This window comes from Aeromonas sp. 603607, from assembly GCF_049171595.1.
GTDB classification, from domain to species: Bacteria; Pseudomonadota; Gammaproteobacteria; order Enterobacterales; family Aeromonadaceae; genus Aeromonas; species Aeromonas veronii.
Genome location: NZ_JAAKOV010000001.1, coordinates 548368 through 568334, shown reverse-complemented (window position 1 = coordinate 568334; position 19967 = coordinate 548368). Strand labels below are relative to the sequence as shown.

General features: G+C 60.9%; 15 protein-coding genes. 2 read left to right on the top strand and 13 right to left on the bottom strand.

All coding sequences use genetic code 11. From position 1 onward, the window contains the following. Positions 1-69 precede the first annotated feature (69 nt). The 13 genes from nuoC to G5315_RS02355 all read right to left on the bottom strand — a co-directional run bounded on the left by nuoC (position 70) and on the right by G5315_RS02355 (position 17289). Complete coding sequence (nuoC, locus tag G5315_RS02415) at positions 70-1875, bottom strand: NADH-quinone oxidoreductase subunit C/D (protein ID WP_421332310.1); 1806 nt, start codon at positions 1873-1875, stop codon at positions 70-72. 2 nt (positions 1876-1877) lie between these two features. Next, positions 1878-2552: a NuoB/complex I 20 kDa subunit family protein gene (locus G5315_RS02410; RefSeq protein WP_005344917.1), complete on the bottom strand. Its 675-nt coding sequence runs from the start codon at positions 2550-2552 to the stop codon at positions 1878-1880. 29 nt (positions 2553-2581) lie between these two features. After that, positions 2582-2986 carry an NADH-quinone oxidoreductase subunit A gene (locus G5315_RS02405; RefSeq protein ID WP_005344919.1) on the bottom strand — a complete coding sequence of 135 codons (405 nt, stop codon included), beginning with the start codon at positions 2984-2986 and terminating at the stop codon, positions 2582-2584. A gap of 380 nt (positions 2987-3366) precedes the next feature. Further along, positions 3367-3936, bottom strand: coding sequence for a DUF1566 domain-containing protein (locus G5315_RS02400; protein WP_270817114.1), 570 nt, complete (start codon positions 3934-3936; stop codon positions 3367-3369). 13 nt (positions 3937-3949) lie between these two features. Next, positions 3950-5389: a DUF1566 domain-containing protein gene (locus G5315_RS02395; protein ID WP_421332309.1), complete on the bottom strand. Its 1440-nt coding sequence runs from the start codon at positions 5387-5389 to the stop codon at positions 3950-3952. Between the two features lie 59 nt (positions 5390-5448). Then, positions 5449-7896 carry a proprotein convertase P-domain-containing protein gene (locus G5315_RS02390; protein ID WP_421332308.1) on the bottom strand — a complete coding sequence of 816 codons (2448 nt, stop codon included), beginning with the start codon at positions 7894-7896 and terminating at the stop codon, positions 5449-5451. Continuing rightward, positions 7893-9899 (bottom strand): prolyl oligopeptidase family serine peptidase, encoded by a 2007-nt coding sequence (locus G5315_RS02385; protein ID WP_421332306.1) that lies wholly within the window; start codon positions 9897-9899, stop codon positions 7893-7895. The genes G5315_RS02390 and G5315_RS02385 overlap by 4 nt, the downstream gene beginning before the upstream one ends. Continuing rightward, positions 9899-12037 carry a TonB-dependent hemoglobin/transferrin/lactoferrin family receptor gene (locus G5315_RS02380; RefSeq protein ID WP_421332304.1) on the bottom strand — a complete coding sequence of 713 codons (2139 nt, stop codon included), beginning with the start codon at positions 12035-12037 and terminating at the stop codon, positions 9899-9901. Before G5315_RS02380 ends, G5315_RS02385 begins: the two co-directional genes overlap by 1 nt. 162 nt (positions 12038-12199) lie before the next feature. Continuing rightward, complete coding sequence (locus G5315_RS02375) at positions 12200-13075, bottom strand: flagellar motor protein MotB (RefSeq protein WP_150389280.1); 876 nt, start codon at positions 13073-13075, stop codon at positions 12200-12202. Next, a complete protein-coding gene (locus tag G5315_RS02370) occupies positions 13053-13811 on the bottom strand; it encodes a flagellar motor protein (RefSeq protein WP_042056089.1) in 759 nt (252 codons plus the stop codon). Before G5315_RS02370 ends, G5315_RS02375 begins: the two co-directional genes overlap by 23 nt. 364 nt (positions 13812-14175) lie before the next feature. Continuing rightward, on the bottom strand, positions 14176-15498 hold the full coding sequence (locus G5315_RS02365; protein ID WP_128835913.1) for a Na+/H+ antiporter family protein: 1323 nt from the start codon (positions 15496-15498) through the stop codon (positions 14176-14178). 273 nt (positions 15499-15771) lie between these two features. After that, complete coding sequence (gene rnt / locus G5315_RS02360; protein ID WP_421332302.1) at positions 15772-16449, bottom strand: ribonuclease T; 678 nt, start codon at positions 16447-16449, stop codon at positions 15772-15774. Positions 16450-16551: 102 nt separating this feature from the next. Continuing rightward, complete coding sequence (locus tag G5315_RS02355) at positions 16552-17289, bottom strand: phosphatase PAP2 family protein (RefSeq protein ID WP_421332301.1); 738 nt, start codon at positions 17287-17289, stop codon at positions 16552-16554. Positions 17290-17536: 247 nt separating this feature from the next. Here G5315_RS02355 and G5315_RS02350 point away from each other — a divergent pair, with 247 nt between their 5' ends. Together G5315_RS02350 and G5315_RS02345 are read left to right on the top strand one after the other, a co-directional pair. Then, positions 17537-18658, top strand: coding sequence for a 4-phosphoerythronate dehydrogenase (locus G5315_RS02350; protein ID WP_421332300.1), 1122 nt, complete (start codon positions 17537-17539; stop codon positions 18656-18658). A gap of 193 nt (positions 18659-18851) precedes the next feature. Then, positions 18852-19868 carry an aspartate-semialdehyde dehydrogenase gene (locus tag G5315_RS02345; protein WP_040066449.1) on the top strand — a complete coding sequence of 339 codons (1017 nt, stop codon included), beginning with the start codon at positions 18852-18854 and terminating at the stop codon, positions 19866-19868. The last annotated feature ends 99 nt before the right edge of the window (positions 19869-19967 follow it).

Genomic DNA, 19967 nt, shown 5'->3' with positions numbered 1-19967 from the left:
TGGTGGCTTGTCCTTTTACTGCTCGTCCGGCGATCCCGATTCCCGGCCATGGCCGGGAGGGCGGATCACTTAACGGTCCACATCCGACATAACAAAATCGATACTGCCCAGATAGACGATGAGGTCCGACACCATGCTGCCCTTGATCACCGAGGGGATCTGCTGCAGGTGAGCAAAGCTCGGGGTGCGGATCCGGGTCCGGTAACTCATGGTGGAGCCATCGCTGGTCAGGTAGTAACTGTTGATCCCCTTGGTCGCCTCAATCATCTGGAACGACTCGGCAGCGGGCATCACCGGGCCCCAAGACACTTGCAGGAAGTGGTTGATCAGGGTCTCGATGTGCTGCAGGGTGCGCTCTTTGGGAGGCGGAGTGGTTAGGGGGTGATCCGCCTTGAACGGCCCCTCAGGCATGTTCTTCATGCATTGCTCGATGATCGACATGCTCTGGCGGATCTCCTCGATCCGCACGGTGGCTCTGTCGTAGGCATCACCATTGCTGCCGACTGGCACTTCAAAGTCGAACTGATCGTAACCGGAGTAGGGGCGCCACTTGCGCACGTCGAAGTTGAGGCCGGTGGCGCGCAATCCGGCCCCCGTGGTGCCCCAGGACAACGCCTGCTCGGTGGTGTAGGCAGAGACGCCTATGGTTCGACCGCGCAGAATGCTGTTGCGCATCGCCGCTTTTTCGTAATCCATCAAGCGTTTGGGCAGCCAGCTCAGCAGGTTGTCCTGCACCAGTCGTTGCCATCCCTTCGGCAAGTCGTGGGCGACACCGCCGATGCGGAACCAGGCCGGATGCATGCGGGCACCGGTGATCGCTTCGATGATGGTGTAGATCTTCTGCCGGTCGGTGAAGGTGAAGAAGACCGGGGTCATGGCCCCCACGTCCTGGATATAGGTCCCGAGGAACAACAGGTGGCTCTGGATGCGGAACAGCTCCGCCATCATCACCCGGATCATGTCGACCCGCTGCGGCACCTTGATGCCAGCCAGCTTCTCGACCGCCAGCACATAGGGGAGGTTGTTCATCACCCCGCCCAGATACTCGACCCGGTCGGTATAGGGGATGTAGCTGTGCCAGGACTGGCGCTCGCCCATCTTCTCGGCACCACGATGGTGGTAGCCGATGTCGGGCACGCAGTTGCGGATCTCCTCGCCATCGAGCTGCAACACAAGGCGGAAGGCGCCGTGAGCAGAGGGGTGGTTGGGGCCGAGGTTGAGGAACATGTAGTCCTCGTTCTCGTTACTGCGGGCTAGCCCCCACTCTTCCGGTTTGAACAGCAGGTTCTCCTGCTCCATGTCCTGTTTGGCGGCATCGAGCATGAAGGGATCGAATTCGGTAGCGCGCGCCGGGTAATCCTTGCGCAGCGGGTGACCCTGCCAGCTCTTGGGCATCATGATCCGGGTCAGATGGGGGTGGCCATCGAAGGTGATGCCCATCAGATCCCACACTTCCCGCTCGTACCAGTTGGCATTGGGGAAGTGGTTGGTGATGGTGGGCAGATGCAGGTCACTCTCGGCCAGCGCCACTTTCAACATCACATCGGCGTTACGGTCGATGGATATGAGGTGATAGAAGACGGTGAAATCGCTCTGGGGCAGACCGTCGCGATGGCTGCGCAGCCGCTCATCGGTGGCGCTGAGATCAAACAGCATCACAAATGGGGAGGGCACCTTGCGCAAAAAGCCCATCACATCCTGAAGCAGTTCGCGGGGAAGCCAGACCACCGGCACGCCGGTGCGCGTGGTCTGCACGGTGAAGTGCTCGGCCCCGAAGTGGGCAAACAGTTCGCCAATGACTTTGGCATCCTGGTGGTCGCTGGGCTGCCACTGGGCCATGGCGTAATTGCTGGGAAAATCACGAGTCAGTTTCATGGTCAGATCTCATCCGGCGTGCGCAGGTTGGTCACATTGATCCGTTCGCCGCGCTTGCGCTCTTTTTCGGCCTGCATTTGGGGACGGTAGATCCCCTGATCGCCCACCACCCAGGAGAGGGGGCGGCGCTCTTTGCCGATGGAGTCCTGCAGCAGCATCAGGGCTTGCAAAAAGGCTTCGGGACGGGGCGGGCAACCCGGAATGTAGACGTCGACCGGCAGGAACTTGTCCACCCCCTGCACCACGGAATAGATGTCATACATGCCGCCTGAGTTGGCACAGGCCCCCATGGAGATCACCCACTTGGGTTCGAGCAGCTGTTCATACAGGCGCTGGATGACTGGCGCCATCTTGATGAAGGGGGTCCCTGCAATCACCATGAAGTCGGCCTGACGGGGCGAGGCTCGGATAACTTCGGCGCCGAAGCGGGCCACATCGTGGGGGGAGGTGAAGGCGGTACACATCTCCACATAGCAGCAGGAGATGCCGAAGTTGTAAGGCCAGAGGGAGTTTTTGCGGCCCCAGTTGACTGTGTCTTGCAGCACCTCCTCGAGGCGGCCCATCATGATGCCGCGCGTCGCTTCTTGCGCCAGTGGGTCATCGACGGTCTGGCGCTGCTCCTGGGGGTAGCGCTCAACGGGTGCATCCGGGTCAATCCGGGTCAGGGTGTACTTCATGGTGCAACCTCAAGGAAAGGGTCTGTGGTTCAATCACTGTTTTTGTTGTTCAGCTGCGGTTTGCGCGGTGACCAGTCCAGTGCGCCGATGCGCCAGAGGTAGATCAGGCCGATAAGCAGCAGTCCGATGAAAATGGTGGCTTCAATAAAGCCGACCCAGCCGCTCTCCCGCACGGAGACAGACCAGGCAAACAGGTAGAGCGCCTCGACGTCGAAGATGACGAAGAACATGGCGACCAGATAGAACTTGGCGGAAAAACGCAGGCGGGCACTGCCGACCGAGTCGACACCAGATTCAAATGGCTTGTTCTTGGTGCGGCCGTAGGCGCGACCTCCCAGCAGGGCAGCGAGGCCTATCATCACCAGACAGATGGTGATGGCACCGATGACATAAATGGCAAAAGCCCAATGTTGAGCAGAAATATCAGCAAACATAGAGGTTTTTCCTAACCAAATTAATCAAGCGACTTAACAATAATGTTACGCATTATGACACTTTCGCACTGATTTACATGTCATTTTTACGGGTTAATTATTAATCGGTTAACCGGTAATTAAATTTTGTTAAGAAGCGCACTTTTTTGTTGGTTATGGCGGGCGAGAAAGGCCTGGAAAGCGCAGAGAGCTGCTCCTCGTTATCACCTGAAAGGGGTAAATGCCGCGGGCGAAGCCGGATCAGGTCGGTATCGCGGGCAGGGGGCACAGGTGGGTGAAGAGCGTGATGGCGGGTGAGGTAGGGGGGGCGGCAAGAGCAATAAAAAGAGAGGCTTTCAAGCCTCTCCTGTCATCGCGTTCCGGTTTCGAGCGTGGGGCGGTCAGGGTTTATTGGCGACCAGCAAGACCTGATCCGGGTAGGCGCCAATGGAGCGAAGACCGATATCTCCCGAGGTAATATCCAGATACGCCCGCTGACCATTGGCGGAGGTTACCGTGCTGCTCATCAGATAGACATAACCCTCATTGACCTCTTTACCGCCCCCCGCCATGGCGCGCGGGAAAATGGCTTCATTGAGAGAGGGCTTGTAGCAGGCATGCTCGACCAGGGTCGCCAGCTCCTTGATGTCGGGCAGGCGCCACTGGCTGATACCGCCGAAGTGATAGAGAGCATGGCTGCTGTCACTGCGGATCCGCTCCGCCACTTGCAGCCCCTGCTGCCAGTAGTAAACGGTCGGTTCCCCCAGGCAACTGCTGCCACTCCATGTCTGTCCCAGTTTGCAGCGCATCCAGGTGAGGCCGGTTTGTTGATCCGTGACGGTGCCGTTGCCATGGTCAAGAAAACGGGCAGAGGGGGCGGTGCGATCCATGGTGTCATCACAGATGGCAGCACCGTGGGCCAGGGGGGCCATCAGTGCCAGCATGGCGAACGAAAAGCGATAAAGGCTCATGATATTCCTCGGGTTATTGGGGAGTGGCGACCAGTCGTACCTGCATCAGCTCGATATAGGTATCTTGCTGCACCAGCGCGGGATAGGTGGTGCCCGCATCTTCTCCCAGGAGCAGGACTGTGCGTTTGCTGATGGGGCCACCGGAGAAGCGCTGAGCTGTGTTGCTGGTGGCGCTCCAGTAGTAGCCATGGTAGGTGTCATCTTCCGAGGGGGCGATATCCGGGAAGTAACGGGTATCTACGATGATGCGCTGACCCAGCGGGTCCTTGGCCAGGCTACCGTAGTGCATCAGTGACATCAGTTCACCCATGCTGGGCAGCCGCCACTGGCTGATGCCGCAGCGCTGCTCGCCATTGAGCCACTGCTGATACGCGCGGGTGGTCAGCATGGTGGTCAGCGCCTGTGCCCGGGCGAGGGCCGCCAGATCTCCTTCGGCGGTGAGCTGTTCGATCCTCTTATGAATATGCTGGTAGGCCTCTTGCTGCTCGCCTGCGGTCGCCTTGAACTGCTCATCCTCATAGGCAAAGGGCCTGCTTTTCCAGGCCGGGCTCAAGGGATCGTCCGATTTGACCTCCCACACCAGACCGGTATTGAGATCCTTGACGCACTGCCAGCTCGGCGCGTTGTCGGGGAGAACCTGACCGCGATCATCGAGTTTACGATAGGCAAGTTGGGGACGAGTGCGATTCCAGCTGGCATCTTGTCCCGGATAGTCGGCGGGTTCCTGTTCCAGCAGCGGGTCGTTGCCATCGCTGAAGGTGGTGACGCCGGTGACGGTCAGCAGGTTGCGTGGCTGCTGCTGCACCAGCAGGGTCAGCAGCTCGCTTTGGGTCTCTTCAGCAAACTGGCCGTTGCGCTGCCACTCCTGAGCCAATTGCGTCAGCATCAGGCTGATGGCGCGATAGCTGGTGGTGAGCAACTGGGTCTCCTTGGCGGTGGCAAGGCGTGTGCGGGCCTGTTGCTGCAAGCTGATCGCCACCTGCTGTAGCGCCTGATCAAACTGGCCGAGACCCGCGAGGGCGGCGCGATCGCTGCCCGGTTGTAGCGGCGCGAGATCGGCCAGCAGCTGCGCCAGTGCGCGATCGGCGGCCACCCCTTCGGCAATGCGGCTCTGCCACAGGGTACTGAGCAGGGTCGGTTGCAGCCGTTGTGGATCCCCTTTGGCGGCCGGATGTGCCCGTAGCAGGCCTCCGCTCCTCGGTACGAAAAGCAGGGGCGAGTTGACGATGTTGGCCGAACGGCTGACCAGGGCCACAGCTCCTTCGCCGCTGACGGCAGGATCGGCGGGATCACATTGCCAGTTCTGATCCAGATCGGCGCACAGGGTACCGGCAGTCGGCAGAGCGACATCGACCCGGTAGTCCGGGATCGCCAGTGGTGCGTTATCTTCCCCGCCGCCACAGGCGCTGAGCAGGGCTGAGAGGGTTGCAATAACCAGTACGGATGGTTTCACTTCACATTCCTTGATTCGGTCACAGGTTCACGGGGGCGGTAACCCCCGTGGTGCAGGATTCAACGGCGCGGGGTGCTCCGGCGCCAGAGGCGGGGCCAGAGGGCCAGCAACAGCAGCAGGGGGGAAGCCGTGCCGCCACCCCCTTCATCCTGCTCAAGGGGAATGATGCCGGTGTTGGGCAGGGCTTCATCCTTGTCGCAGCGGGCGCCGACTTGCTGGGCGACCCGCCAGCTGCGCAACTGACCGGTGTCACCGGCGCTGGTGTCGTTGATCTCCAGCAGCCAGCGGCCAGCGAGAGGTTCGCCGTGCAGCTTATCGAGTGATTCGAACGGTACCAGTTCACGGGGGAACTCCCCCTTGAGCCGGGTATGGCTGGCGTAACCCTTGTTCCACAGGCTGATCCGGGTGCCGTAAGGGGAGGTGAGCCAGATCTCCAGCTGCTCCAGCTTACTGTGCTCCAGATCGAGGGCAACCACGAATCCGCTGTCGATGCGGGCCTTGCTCTCGGGCAGGGTGAGAGTGAAGCGGGACAGGCCGTGCCGTTCATTGCTCACCGCATCTTTTATCTGGCCACCCTGGCCGATGGCCCGCTGCCAGAGCGGTTCACCGATCGGCAGTTGCAGGTCAAGGCGGGTCTGGCGCTCGGTGGGGCTGGGCAGGGTGAGCTGGAACTGCAGCGGCAAGGTGACTGCCTCGCCACAGATCAGGTTGCTCGCCGCTTCCAGCGGCAGGGTCCAGCGGGTGGTGCCATCGGCGTTGAGCTCTCCCTGCCAGTGACCGTCACCCATGAGCCCCTTGGTCGGGAGAAGGCTGGCGTCAGCCACGGTCAGGGGGCGGCCGCTCTGGTTGGTCAATTCGATGGCGAGGCTCTTTTTCTCCCCGGGCAGCAGGTAGCTGTCATCGGCAAGGCGGGCCGCAATGGGTGTGGGCAGCAGGGCGTGGTGGCGGAAGGCCTGCTCCAGCAGCTTGCCATAGCTGCGGCCCGGATAGAGGCGGTTGGCGGTATCCACGGTGACCCGCGCCAGCTGGGGCATCCGCACCTGCGGGCCGAGGCCGAAGTGAGATTCAATCAGCAGGGTATCGAACTCGTCACGGGCTACCTCGCCATACTGTTCAACGGCCTGGCGCAGCGCGGTGAAGAGCGGGGTGCCCCACAGCTGGTCGCCGTTGCTGCCGTTGATGGTGAGGTGAGCCGGATAGAGGAAGCCCGGATGATAGCGCGCCCGCAGGTCATCGAGCTGACGGGGCGTCCGGCCGCTTATCCTGGCATCCCAGTTGAAGACCATGAAAGGCTCGAACTGGCGAGCCTCTGGACTACGCTGGCGCCAGCTGGCGGCCAGATAGTCGCTAAAGCCCTCGCCGATGGCGCCCCAGTCACCCTCTTCTCCCATGTCGGGCAGGATATGGTGCTGCACCGCATGGCCAAACTCGTGCCAGATCACCATGGGATCTTCCGCGTCGGGCACCCCTATCCGGCCAATTTCCAACCGGCGCAGGAAGGGGTCATAGAGGGAGTTGTCCTGCTCCCCGGCATCGGTATCGATGGCCAGGGGGCCGCCCATCAGCGTTGGGTAGCCAAGGGATTCCACATGGCGCTGGGCCAGATCCAGATGGTAGTAGCCATTGATATCGAGGAAGGTGGGCTGCTGGTGATCCAGCTGGAAGCCATCGGCATCAGGGCTGCTAAAGGTGGCAGTTTCCGGCGCCGTGCCATCCACGACCCGGGCGCGTGGGCCATTTAGCTGGTAGGTGTCATCCACCTTTTGTACCGTGAGCGGCACGGTGCGATAGGCCCGGTTGTCCAGCACCAGATCGTGGCGCCACAGCAGGTTGCCATCTTGCAGTTGGGTGCGTGGGTCGAGGGCAAAGATGCGGGCCTGCACCGTAGCCGCTTCCCCTGCCAGCGGGATCGCTTCGGCACGGGTGTTGGCCTCTTGCAGCGTGCGCCCCAGCAGGGCGCTGCCATCGCAGGTGACAAACAGTTGCCAGTGGCTGCTCTTGCTGTTGCCCGGCTGGCTTTCCACCGCCAGCAGACGCCAGGCTGCAGTCAGTGTGTCGCCATCCTGCCAGTACCAGGGCTGGGCTTCGTCACTGCCAGCGAATTGCCACACCGTACCATCCAGCGTGGCGGTATAGGCATCCACCCCGGCGCGGCTTGCTTCATCACATGGCGCCGCCTGTGCCTGCATCAGTCGGGTATTGTGATAGAGACGCCACGGGCGACCCTGCTCATCGAGACTGACGGCGGCCATGAGACCGGCGATCGGTGCGCCATTGAGCTGCTGGCGATAATGCAGATAGTGGCCCAGCTTGCCTTGGCGCTGATAGGCCGGGGCATCACTCAGGGTGACGCCGAGCTGCTGTTCGAGCCAGAGGCGGGTATCGGCCGGGGCGTCCTGTTCGACAAAACGCAGTTCGGCGGCCTGAGTGGAAAAGCCAGCCAGCCCCAGCAAGAGGGCGGGCAACAGGGGTTTCATAGTGGTACTCCCAATCAGCGGCAGGGTCATTGATTGATCCCCGCCAGATGCAACAAGAAGGCAAATTCACGAGCCCGATCGCCACCACCGGCGCGGTGGCCTCCCTCCAGTTCGGTCAGCAGCAGGTAGGGGCCGGAGCCCGTGCTGTGCTCCCGCAGGCGGGCCAGCCACTTGACCGGCTCCCAATAGGGCACCTGGCTGTCGTGCAGGGCGGTAGTGACCAGCAGGGGCGGGTAGGGGGCGCGGTGCAGGTTGTCGTAGGGGCTGATGCGGCGCATCGCCTGATACTCTGCGGGCTTGGCCGGGTTGCCCCACTCCTGATACTCCTGACGGGTCAAGGGGAGGGCGGGATCACTCATGGTGCCGAGCATATCGACGAAGGGAACCTGCAACACGGCGCCGCTAAAGAGTGTCGGTTGCTGGTTGAGGGCCGCAGCAACCAGCGTGCCCCCCGCGCTGCCCCCCATGGCAAACAGGGGCAGGGGAGCAGAGTCGGGCGACCAGTGGCGCAGGGCTTGACCGGCTGCGATAAAGTCGCTGATGCCGTTCAGCTTGTTGATGCCCCGTCCGTCGCGGGTCCACTGCTCCCCCAGCATGCCGCCGCCGCGCACATGGGCGATGGCGTAGACAAAGCCCCGATCCAGCAGGCTTAACAGCTCTTTCTGGTAGTAGGGGCGCATCGGCGTGCCATAGGCGCCATAGCCGTAGAGCAGTACGGCGCGAGGGGCCAGATCCTTGCGCCACACTAGCGAGACAGGCACCCGGGTGCCATCGGCAGAGGTGATCCAGCGCCGCTCGCTCTGATAGGGCAATGCTTTATTGCCTGCGGTGTGCTGGTCGTTGATCCACTGGCCGCTGGTCAAATCCAGCCAGCGCTGGCCGGGGGGCTGGCTCAAGCCCTGACTGCGCACCAGAATACGGTCGCTGGCCGGGTCATGTTCTCCTTGCAGCCAGCCGGTACCGGCGCCACTGGCCAGCGGCAGGCGCTGGCGTTCATGGCCGTTGCGATCGAGCAGGGCGAGCCAATCCTCCCCCTGCTGGCGAAACTGCACCACCAGATGGCGATCAAACAGTCGCCACTTCTCGGGATCGCCGAGATCTTCCCCGGCGCTGGGCCAGAGGCGCTGCCACTCACCGAGCGGCGTGCTGGCTGAGTAGAGGGCAAACGTCCCCTCCCGGTTGCTCTTGATCACCCAGCCAGACTGGCTGTCCAGATAGTATTCCACCCCGCGCTGGCGGGGTTTGACCTGCTGCGGCTTGCCCGAGTCGAGCAGGTATTGCTCCGAGCTGTCGTGGTTGTTGCCCTGCAACACCAGATGCTGGCCATCCGTGGTGCGATAGAGGCTGAGCAGCCAGGCGGGATCCTGCTCCTCATAGAGAGTCTGCTCCTGGCCATCCTGCCAGCCGCGTAGCTGCCAGGGGCGCAGGGTGTAGCGCTCGTTGGCGATGGTGTAGAGGGTGCGACCATCTTGTGACCAGGCGAGATCGGCGCTGCGCTGTGCCAAACTGGCCAGCGCCTTGCCGCTTTGGAGATCGAGCAGGGTGACCTGATAGTCGAGATCGCCGCGCCTGTCTTCGGCGATGGCCAGCGTGCGGTTATCCGGGCTCAGGGCCCAGCCGCCCGCTTCGTAATAGCCCTCACCCGCTCTGGCGGGAAGCCGCTGCTGCACCTTGCCCCCGTGGCGTTGCCAGAGTGAGCCATCCGGGCGCAGCTGCCATGCCTGATCGCCGCGGACAAGCCAGTTGTCTGGCACGGGTTCCCCCGCCGGATGGCGGGCAAACTCGGCGCGCAAGGTTGCTTCCAGCGGCTGCTGCGCGGCGAGCTGCTGCTCGCTCCAGCGATTTTGCTGCTTGAGCAGGGCGAGAATGGCCGGGTTGCTGCGGCTCTCGTCCCGCAACCAGAAATAGGGATCCTGGCGTACGGGATTGCCTGAAATCAGGTGTGGCTGGGACGGGATCGGCGGTGGCAGGGCCTCTTGCGTCCAGGCCAACGGGGCGGCCAAGAGGGCCGCCATGATTGCATGATGCTTCATCACATCCCCACGAAACGGTAGCTGAGGCTGGCTGACAGGTAGCGGCCGCTCTGGCTGTAGAGGGAGGTGTCGCTGCCAGCCGGGAGTCCGGCCACATCCTGATAGCGGACGTAGCGGGTATCGAGCAGGTTGCCGATGGTGGCATTGACCTTGAGCGCCTCGGTGATCTGCCAGTCGCCGGTGAGGTCCAGGCTGAACCAGCCTGCGCTGCTCTGGCAGGCACCGTTATAGCCAGTCTGCGCATTGGCGCACTGGGGCACCTTGGTCATGGCGGCGGCATAGTTGCCACTGAGCTCAACCCCCCAGTCGAGCTGTTGCCAGCGCAGGGTGGTGTTGCCTTCCAGCGGTGTCTGGGTGCGCAGCGGCTCACCGCGGTGATCTTTGCCATCCATCCAGGCCAGATTGGTCGAAAGCTCCCACTCGTCGCTCAGCCAGAGGCTGGCGGCCAGCTCGGCGCCCCAGGTTTCTGCTTTGGCAACGTTGCGATATTGGCGCAGGAAGACACCGTCATCGAGGCGAAAACCGGTCTGGCGCCAGTCGATGAAGTTGTAGTAGCGGTTGTAGAAAACGGCCGGTTTGACGCTCCAGTTGTCGCTTTGGCCATTCACTCCCCACTCCAGACTGTGGCTGGTCTCCTCCTTGAGGTTGGGGTTGGCAATGATCTCGAACGGCGGCATGGCAAAGTAGTGAGGAATGTTGCCGTAAACCTGATCGTAAGCGGGGGCGCGGAAGCCGTTGGCATAGCTGAGCCAACTGCGCCATGTCTCGTTGAAGCGGTAACTGGCCGCCACACTGGGGGAGATGTGGTCGCTGTGGTTCTCGGCCAGATTACTGTCCGGTGCGCGCAGGCGCTGGCGGTCAAAGCGCAGGGTCGGGGTAAACTGCCAGTTGCCCAGATCGATCACATCGCTCAGCCAGATGCCATCGCGGCGGGTTTCGGCTTTGCTGAAGGGGGCTTTCTGTCCCTGGGTGGTGATGCCATCTTCCAGGGTCAGATTGCTGACCGGCCGCTCGTGGTTGGCCTGCTCCACTTCCACACCGTAGCTGAAGGTGTGATCCAGCGAGCCGGTGCTCAGCGTGCTCTGCAGCTCCAGCTCACTGCCAAGGCGCAGCTCCTCGAACGTGGAGAGGGTGCGCTGGCTGCGATATCTGGGATAGCCGCTCAGGGCATCGTTGCGCAGCAGCTGGCGCTGGTTGGCTTCGTTGCGTGACTGGTTGCCAAACAGGCTCCAGTTGAGGGTATCGACCATGCCCAGATCGCTGGCTTCCCAGCTGAACTTGCCGCCCTGAGTGCGCTGATCGCCATCTTCCTGAAAACCGACCACGTCCCAGCTGCCATCGGGTTGGGGCACCGCTTTGGGCCCCATCTGGCGTTTGGCGTGATCCTCGTAGTAGTCCAGCTCCAGCCGCAGAGCGTGATGGGCATTGAGGGGGAGGCGGCTGCTGGTGGAGGCACTCATGCCATCCAAATCAGCCGGAATGCGGTTCTCCTCAAAGTTGGCGGTTTCGTTGCCGCGCCAGCCGGAGAGGCGCAACAGATGTTCGCTCTCCAGTGCCCGCACCGCGCCGGTCATGCTGAGCTTCTTCTTGTTGCTATCGCCACCGTAGAGGGTTTTGGCCGCCAGATAGCTATCTTGTTGTTGCAGATAATCTTCCGGCTGCTTGGTATTCATCACCACGGTGCCGCCGATGGCATCGGAGCCATGCAGGGAGGAACCGGCCCCCTTGGCCACCTCAATCTGCTTGATGTCGTCGAGATCGAAGTTGAAGCGACCCACCTTGTCATTGATGTTGTCGGCGCCAAAGCCGTCGCTGACGCGTACCCCATCCTTGATCAGCAGGATGCGGTTGCCACCGATGCCGCGCACGCTGATGTTTTGCGGTCGCCCAGCAGAGCCGGTGACCGAGACACCGGGGATCTTGCGAAACACATGGGTCAGCTCGCTGGCGACCTGACGGTCCAGCTCTTCCTGGGTGATGACGGTGATGGAGCCGGAAACATCGGAGAGTTTCTGTGGTACCCGTTGCCCGGTGACAATGATGGTGTCGTCGCTGCGAGCCTTCTCCACAGGGGGAAGATCGGCCGCGCCTGCGGAGGCACAAAGGAGTGCCGGCCATGCCTGAAGCAGTTTGTTCATAATGATAATTGTTTTTATTTAAGCCTGAAGGGCGGCATTATTGCAGAGGCCTGACCACTTGACAATAAATAGAAATCATTATCATTAAGATCTTATGGTGTTGATATTATTGAGTTATTTGTTTTTAAAAAGAGGCTCCCGCGCGAGGCGGGAGCAGGGGGATCAGGGCTTGAGCAGTTGCAGCGACTCTTCTGCTGCCTTGCCTTGAGAGAGGGTTATATCGACCCGGCGATTCGCCTGGCGATGTTCGGGGGTGTCATTGGCAAAGCGGGGTTGGGTGTCGGCAACACCCTGAGCGATGACTCGTCTGGCATCCAGCTGGGGGTTAGCCAGCATGGTTTGCACGATGGAAGAGGCCCGCAGCACCGAGAGCTCCCAGTTGTTGCGATAGAGCTCCACCGGCGCTTGGGAGTTGTCGGTATGACCGGTGACCACTACTTGCCCCGGGATGTTGGCCAAAATGCCGGCGATCTTGTTGACCAGCGGGATGAACTGGGGCTGCAGGAACGCCGAATCGGCGGGAAACAGCGCCTTCTCGCCGATGCGGATCACCAGTTGACTGCCGAGTTGCTCGACCTCGAGATCCTTCGATTCAATCTGGGCCTTGAGTTGCTGCTCAAGCTTCTGCTTGGTCACCTGCACCCACTCCTGCTCCTTGGTCTTGTGGGGCCAGGCTTCGGTGGCGCTCGGTTTTTCCGAGGCACCTATGGTCTCGTTGAAGGGGTCCGATGCCGCCATGGGGGCATCTTTTTCCAGTACAGTCTCTTCTTTCGGGCTGCTCGGCGTGGTTTTTGATTCCGGCTCGAGAATCCCTGTTCCCCCCTGCATCAAGGGTGAGCCGGCAGGCGGGGAGATGAGGCCGATTTTACCCAGCGACTCGATAAAGCCCTGGATAAGCACCCGGGTTTCGGACTGCTTGGCCATGGCAAAGGAGTAGAGCACCACAAACAGGGCGAACAGCAGGGTCATGAAGTCGGCATAGGAGACCAGCCAGCGTTCATGGTTCTCCGGTGCTTCAGCCTTTTTCTTTTTGGCCACCGTGACCTCCCAGATAAGGTTCGAGGGTAACTTGCAGGCGCGCTTGGGATTCGCCATCCACGATGCAGAGAATGCCGGTCAGGGTCATCTCCTTGTAGTGGCGGATCTGGTGGGCAAACCCTTTGTAACGGTTGCCGAACGGCAAGAAGATCAGGTTGGCGGCGGATACCCCGTAGATGGTGGCGATAAAGGCCACGGCGATGGCGCCGCCCAGCTTGTCGGGGGCATCCAGCAGACCCATGGCGTGGATCAGGCCAAACACCGCGCCGACGATCCCCATGGTCGGGCAGTAGCCGCCCATGGCTTCGTAGAATTTGACTGTCTGTTCGAGATCTTCCTGCTCGAACTCGATCTCGTTCTCCAGCACCTCGTGTATCTTGGTTTTTTCGTAACCATCAACCATCATCTGCACCCCTTTCTTCAGGAAAGGATCCTTGATCTCGTCGATCATCCCTTCCAGCGCCAGCATGCCGCTGCGGCGGGCGTTGCCTGCCAGGGTCTCCAGCAACTGGGCCTGTTCATGCATATCGAGCTTGAGGGGGGAGAGCAGCCATTTGAAACGCTTCATGGTGCTGCCGACGACGGAGAAAGGGAACTGGGTCAGCGCAGCACCTATGGTGCCACCGATCACAATGAGGAATGCGGGCAGATCGAGCAGTGCACTGGGGTGCCCCCCCTCGATCATGTTGCCGCCAAGGATGGCGATCAACGCCAGCACCAAGCCAATCAAGCTCATTTTTTACACGTCCCTGTATGGTGATAATCGCTAGTGTAGCTAGTTAAGTATCAGTTTTTCAAAATGATATCCAATCGCTGAGCAATTAATCGGCGTGGTATGTGGCAACGGGTGTGGCGCACAACGCTGGGGGGGCTGAGTGCTGTTATGGCATCTGTGGCTAGAGACTGATCCCATAAGAGCAAGGAGCGAAACAAGCAGTGCGCAATCATCCAGATCCGGGAATCCATGTCGCCCATTAAAGAGCTTCTCCTCTCGGGACCATGTCCTGGTGATTAGGTGAACGTGCTTATAAAGAAGGCGACCATAAGGTCGCCTTCTTGTTTCGTATTTTGCAGAGCATGGTTCGATGCCAGAGTGGCTATCAGAGCACCATGGCGGCAATCCAGCCGAAGATCACCAGCGGGATGTTGTAGTGAATAAAGGTGGGCACCACGCTGTCCCAGATATGGTCATGCTGGCCATCGGCGTTGAGGCCGGATGTGGGGCCCAGAGTTGAATCAGATGCAGGTGAACCCGCATCCCCCAGCGCGCCTGCGGTACCGACCAGTGCGATGATCGCCATTGGTGAGAAGCCAAGCTGCAGACAGAGCGGCACATAGATGGTGGCGATGATGGGCACGGTGGAGAAGGAAGAACCGATCCCCATGGTGATGAGCAGACCCACCAGCAGCATCAGGAAGGCGGCGATGCCTTTGTGCTGACCGATGCCGGAGGCGACCACCTGGACCAGAGAGTCGACCCCGTGAGTCGCCTTCATCACGGCGGCAAAACCGGCGGCGGAGATCATGATGAAGCCGATCAGCGACATCATCCGTACCCCCTGAGTGAAGGCATCCTGGCTTTCGCGAAACTTGATGACGCCGCCGCAGGTGAAGATGACAAAACCGGCCAGCGCACCCAGTACGATGCTGTTGGTCATCAGTTGTAGCCCCAGCGCCACGCCAATGGCCAGCAGGGCCACCCAGATGTGGGTGAGGTTGAGCTCGATCGCTTCGGGCTCGGCATCCAGGATCTTGGCCAGATCGTACTGGCGCGGTTTGCGATAGCTGATGAATACCGCAATCAGCAGGCCCAGTACCATACCGGCGACCGGAATGGCCATCGCCAGCGGGATCTGGCTGGTGGTGATGGGCACGCCGTTATCAATCAGGTTCTTGGCCAGAATGTTGTTCAGGAAGATGCCACCAAAGCCGACCGGCAGCACCATGTAGGTGGCGGTCAGGCCAAAGGTGATGACACAGGCCACCTGACGACGGTCGATCTGCATCTGCGCCATCACGTGCAGCAGCGGCGGGATCAGGATGGGAATAAAGGCGATGTGAACCGGGATCAGGTTCTGGGAGGAGATCGCCACGGCCAGCACGGAAGAGAGCAGCAGGGTTTTGACCCACATGATGCGGGTCGAGCTGGCATCCTTGCCCAGCTGGTTGATCACCTTGCGGGCCAGCAGGTCGGTGATCCCGGAGCGGGAGATGGCAACCGCAAAGGCGCCCAGCATGGCGTAGGAGAGGGCAATCTCGGCGCCACCGCCCAGGCCACCGCTGAAGGTGGTGAGGGTATCGGTCAACGACAGCCCACCGACCAGGCCGCCAGCAATGGCCCCCAGCGCCAGCGAGACCACCACATTGATCCGCAGCAGACTGAGCACCAGCATCAGCCCGACTGCGATAACAACTGGATTCATTTGATTTCCTTATAGTTTGTTATTGCTGTCTGTCATGTGAAGGGGAGTTAGTTTGCGAAAAATGTGACAAATGTCGAGAAAAAAATCAGTCAAACCCTGCATATCGCAGCAGCATGTGGCACAAGGTTGCTCAACATGAGGGTTTGTGAACTGTTTGTCTCCGTGCATCCCGTGCGCAGCGGTGGATAGTGACGTTGATGGCGATTTCCGGTGCGCCGCGCAATCAATCATTTCCCCAAAAAGCGAAGGCTGCCAGTGGCAGCCTTCATCCGTTTATTCTTGCCCCTCATCATCGGCAGGAGCATCGGTTGTGTCATCATCCGGATGCGCTGGCGGCCAACCCCCCATGCTCTTCCAGCGGTTAACGATATGACAGAACAGCTCTGTGGTGCGTTCGGTGTCATAGAGGGCAGAGTGCGCCTCTTTATTGTCAAACGGGATGCGGGCGCTCTGGCACGCTTTGGCCAGCACGGTCTGACCCAGCGCCAATCCGGAGAGAGCAGCGGTGTCGAAGGTGGCAAACGGGTGGAACGGATTACGCTTGAGGCCAGCGCGCTCGGCGGCCGCCATCACGAAGCCGTGATCGAAGGTGGCGTTGTGGGCCACTATGATGGCGCGGCCGCAATCCTGCTCCTTCATCCCCTTGCGGATCCCCTTGAAGATCTCGGTCAGTGCCTCTTTTTCCGAGACAGCGCCACGCAACGGGTTGTAGGGATCGATGCCGGTGAACTCCAGCGCGGCCTTTTCCAGGTTGGCCCCTTCGAAGGGCTCGACATGAAAGTGGAATATGTGATCGGGAACGAGCCAACCCTGCTCATCCATTTTCAGGGTGTAAGCCGCTATCTCGAGCAGGGCATCGGTCTTGGCGTTGAACCCGGCTGTTTCAACATCGATGACGACGGGGTAAAAACCACGGAAACGGCCCTTGAGGGTATGAACTGCGTCGGTCATGGGATCTCGGTCGGGATAAAATGAGGCGGCATTATGGCAAAAAAGCACAGGCTTGTCCCCCCATCCCGTTGCAGTAAGCCGCTTACAATGCAGTGCCTGGTTTCAGTATCGGTGCAGCCACCAGCGGGCGGCTATCAACGCCGTGAACGACCCCAGCAGGGCGCTGGCCAGCACATCCACCGGCCAGTGCATCCCCATCACCATGCGCGACAGACCAATTCCCAGTGCCCACAACGGCAGCAGCCAGACGCCCGTGGGAGCGCGGGCCAGCCAGATAAGGCCGAAAAATTGGGCCAGGCTGATGGCGGCGATGCTGTGGCCGGAGGGGAAGGCGTAGTTCACCTCGGCCTGCCAGTGGTGGCCGAGCCACTCAGGCAGGGCCAGCAACTGGCTGGCGGCATGAACCTGTTCGCTACGCACATCGACCCTACTGGCGTAGAAGCTCTTGATAGCCGGGATCAGCGCCTGACTCTCCAGCCAGATCAGATAGGGTCTGGGCTCTTCGGTCAGGTGCTTGATCAGGCTCTTGAGCACCCAGTCGCTGGCTAGCAGGGCCGCCAGTGCACACCCCAGCGCAATGAAGGAGGCCCACTCCAGTCTCAGTTTGTAGCGGGTCAGCAGCAGCAAGAGAGCGCCACTGAGCCCGATCCCGGGAATATCGACCATGCGGGTGAGGGCGTATGACCACCATAACCAGCCTGAATGCAGGGAGTCGATCAGAAAAGGCTGCCAGGGCAGCGTGGCGAGCAGCAGCAGGGGCAGGATCAGCAGGGCAGTGAATCCAAGCACCTGACTGCGGGTGAGTGAGGAGACAGAGAGCGACGAGAAATGTGGCGGCATGGTGAATATGGGCGATCGCGAAAAAGAGGGGCATTGTGCCACCGTGACATGCCCGGACAAAGCCGAGCAGCACGTTTGTTACCTCTGCTTACACATTTGTGGCGACATCCTCGGTTTGAACGGCAGGAGAGAGTGGCCACCGAACAATGTGGTCCCCTTTCGCGCCTGATTGCATCACAGGCTGAAATCTCGGGCGGCTTTGCGCTAGAATGGCTCCCCCGTGGCGGTTGTGACCAAAGAGAGCCCGATGAAGATAGTCGTTGATGAGAATATGCCCCATGCCGTGGAGCTGTTTGCCGAATTTGGCGAGGTGGTCGCCTTGCCCGGACGGCAGATGCAGGCCCGCGATCTGCTGGATGCCGATGTGCTGCTGGTGCGTTCGGTCACCCGCGTCAACGGCGATTTGCTGGCGACCAGCCCCAAACTCGGGTTTGTCGGCACCGCCACCATAGGCACCGACCATGTGGACAAGGCGCTGCTGGCAAGCCGCAATATTCCCTTCTTCAGCGCCCCCGGTTGCAACAAGTATTCGGTGGGGGATTATGTGCTCTCAGCCCTGCTGGTGCTGGCGGAGCGCTACGAACTCGACCTCTCGGCCATGACGCTGGCGGTGATTGGTGCGGGCAATACCGGCGAGTGCGTGGCTGGCAAGGCCCAAGCGCTCGGCATGCGGGTACTGCGCTGCGATCCGCCCAGGGCGCGTAATACTCCCGATGCGGGCTTTGTCGATTACCAGACCGCCCTTGGCGCCGATATCGTCAGTTTCCACGTGCCCATCACCCGTGAAGGGCCGGATGCGACCCACCATCTGCTCGATGCCGAACAGATTGCCGCGCGCCCTGCCGGGCAGATCCTGATCAACGCATCCCGTGGCGAGGTGTGGGATAACCGGGCCCTGCTGGCGCGTCAGTTGGGCGATGCGCCTTTGCGACTGGTGATGGATGTGTGGGAGAACGAGCCCGAGCCACTGGCTGCGCTGGTGCCCCATACCGAGATTGCCACCCCCCATATCGCCGGTTACAGCCTGGAGGGGAAGGCCCGCGGTACCTGGATGCTCTATCAGGCGCTCTGCCAGCAGTTGGGACGCCAGCCTCGTCAGGATTTGAGTCAGCTGTTGCCTGCCCCCGATGTGCAGGCGGTGGTGCCGGGCCGCGCACCGGATCAGGCGCTGATCAAGCAGCTGGTGCATCTGGTCTATGATGTGCGCCGCGATGATGCCCGTTTCCGGGCCCGACTCGGCTTGCCCGGCAGCTTTGACGAGCAGCGCAAACACTATCCAGAGCGCCGTGAACTATCCTCCCTGCAGGTTGAGGGGGCGTTTGCCGACCAGGCGCTGGGCGAGCTGGGATTTGCGCTGTCACGCCCCTGAGTTGGGGACTAGGAGTTGGAAGATAACCGGAAGGGGTGAGCCGTACTGGCTACCTCGAACCCATTTTTTACTGAGCTGGCGCAGATGCTACTGCGCCAGCTCAGCCATATCAGGCAGCGTCATCTCGCCGTGCGGGAGCCTGCCGACCATGGTGCCACCCGGCGCCATTGCAGCATTATCAGAGGAGAACAGAATGAGCCAGCAGTTTAACGTAGCGGTATTGGGTGCCAGCGGCGCCGTGGGTCAGGCGATGATCGAGATCCTGGAAGAGCGCGAATTTCCGGTAGCGACCCTCTATCCGCTGGCTTCCAGCCGCAGCGCCGGTGATACAGTGCGCTTTGGCGGCAAGAACCTCGAGATCCTCGATGTGGAGGAGTTTGACTGGAGCCAGGTGCAGATCGCACTCTTCTCCGCCGGTGCCGAGGTATCTGCCAAGTGGGCGCCGATTGCTGCCGAGCACGGTTGTATCGTCATCGACAACACCTCCTGCTTCCGTTACGACGAAGATATCCCGCTGGTGATCCCGGAAGTGAACCCGGATGCGCTGGCCGATTTTCGCAATCGCAACATCATCGCCAATCCCAACTGCTCCACCATCCAGATGCTGGTGGCCCTGAAGCCGCTGCACGACGAAGTGGGCATTGCCCGCATTAATGTGGCCACCTATCAATCCGTGTCAGGCTCCGGCAAAGAGGGGGTCAGCGAGCTGGCGGGTCAGACCGCTCATCTGCTCAACGGTCGTCCGGTGGAACCGACCCTCTATCCGCAACAGATCGCCTTTAACCTGATCCCGCAGATCGACAGCTTCACCGACAACGGCTACACCCGTGAAGAGATGAAGATGGTATGGGAAACCCAGAAGATCCTCGGCGATGCCAGCATTGCCGTGAACCCCACCTGCGTGCGGGTGCCGGTCTTCTACGGCCACGCCGAGGCGGTACACGTCGAGCTGCACCAGCCGCTCGATGCCGAACAGGTCAAGGACCTGCTGCGCAGTGCGCCGGGTGTGACCCTGTTTGATGACGAAGGGGACTATCCGACCCCGGTGCGTGACGCAACCGGCAAGGATGAGGTGCTGGTGGGTCGGGTGCGCCAGGATATTTCTCACCCGAGTGGTATCAATATGTGGATCGTGGCCGATAACGTTCGTAAGGGCGCGGCAACCAACAGTGTACAGATTGCCGAGCTGCTGGTTCGCGACTATCTGTAAGGCTGGTCAGATGCCACAGATGGGCAGCAGGGAGTGCTGCGCATCTGGCCTGTGATAAATCGGGGGTGTGACCCATGCCGCACTCCGTCACTTCAAGAT

What these genes read in the sequence shown, in the direction of transcription:
- G5315_RS02380 (WP_421332304.1), bottom strand. Translation starts at nt 12,037, where the DNA reads ATGAACAAACTGCTTCAGGCATGGCCGGCACTCCTTTGTGCCTCCGCA.
- G5315_RS02405 (WP_005344919.1), bottom strand. Translation starts at nt 2,986, where the DNA reads ATGTTTGCTGATATTTCTGCTCAACATTGGGCTTTTGCCATTTATGTC.
- G5315_RS02390 (WP_421332308.1), bottom strand. Translation starts at nt 7,896, where the DNA reads ATGACCCTGCCGCTGATTGGGAGTACCACTATGAAACCCCTGTTGCCC.
- G5315_RS02385 (WP_421332306.1), bottom strand. Translation starts at nt 9,899, where the DNA reads ATGAAGCATCATGCAATCATGGCGGCCCTCTTGGCCGCCCCGTTGGCC.
- G5315_RS02410 (WP_005344917.1), bottom strand. Translation starts at nt 2,552, where the DNA reads ATGAAGTACACCCTGACCCGGATTGACCCGGATGCACCCGTTGAGCGC.
- G5315_RS02370 (WP_042056089.1), bottom strand. Translation starts at nt 13,811, where the DNA reads ATGAGCTTGATTGGCTTGGTGCTGGCGTTGATCGCCATCCTTGGCGGC.
- rnt (WP_421332302.1), bottom strand. Translation starts at nt 16,449, where the DNA reads ATGACCGACGCAGTTCATACCCTCAAGGGCCGTTTCCGTGGTTTTTAC.
- G5315_RS02365 (WP_128835913.1), bottom strand. Translation starts at nt 15,498, where the DNA reads ATGAATCCAGTTGTTATCGCAGTCGGGCTGATGCTGGTGCTCAGTCTG.
- G5315_RS02350 (WP_421332300.1), top strand. Translation starts at nt 17,537, where the DNA reads ATGAAGATAGTCGTTGATGAGAATATGCCCCATGCCGTGGAGCTGTTT.
- G5315_RS02345 (WP_040066449.1), top strand. Translation starts at nt 18,852, where the DNA reads ATGAGCCAGCAGTTTAACGTAGCGGTATTGGGTGCCAGCGGCGCCGTG.
- G5315_RS02400 (WP_270817114.1), bottom strand. Translation starts at nt 3,936, where the DNA reads ATGAGCCTTTATCGCTTTTCGTTCGCCATGCTGGCACTGATGGCCCCC.
- nuoC (WP_421332310.1), bottom strand. Translation starts at nt 1,875, where the DNA reads ATGAAACTGACTCGTGATTTTCCCAGCAATTACGCCATGGCCCAGTGG.
- G5315_RS02355 (WP_421332301.1), bottom strand. Translation starts at nt 17,289, where the DNA reads ATGCCGCCACATTTCTCGTCGCTCTCTGTCTCCTCACTCACCCGCAGT.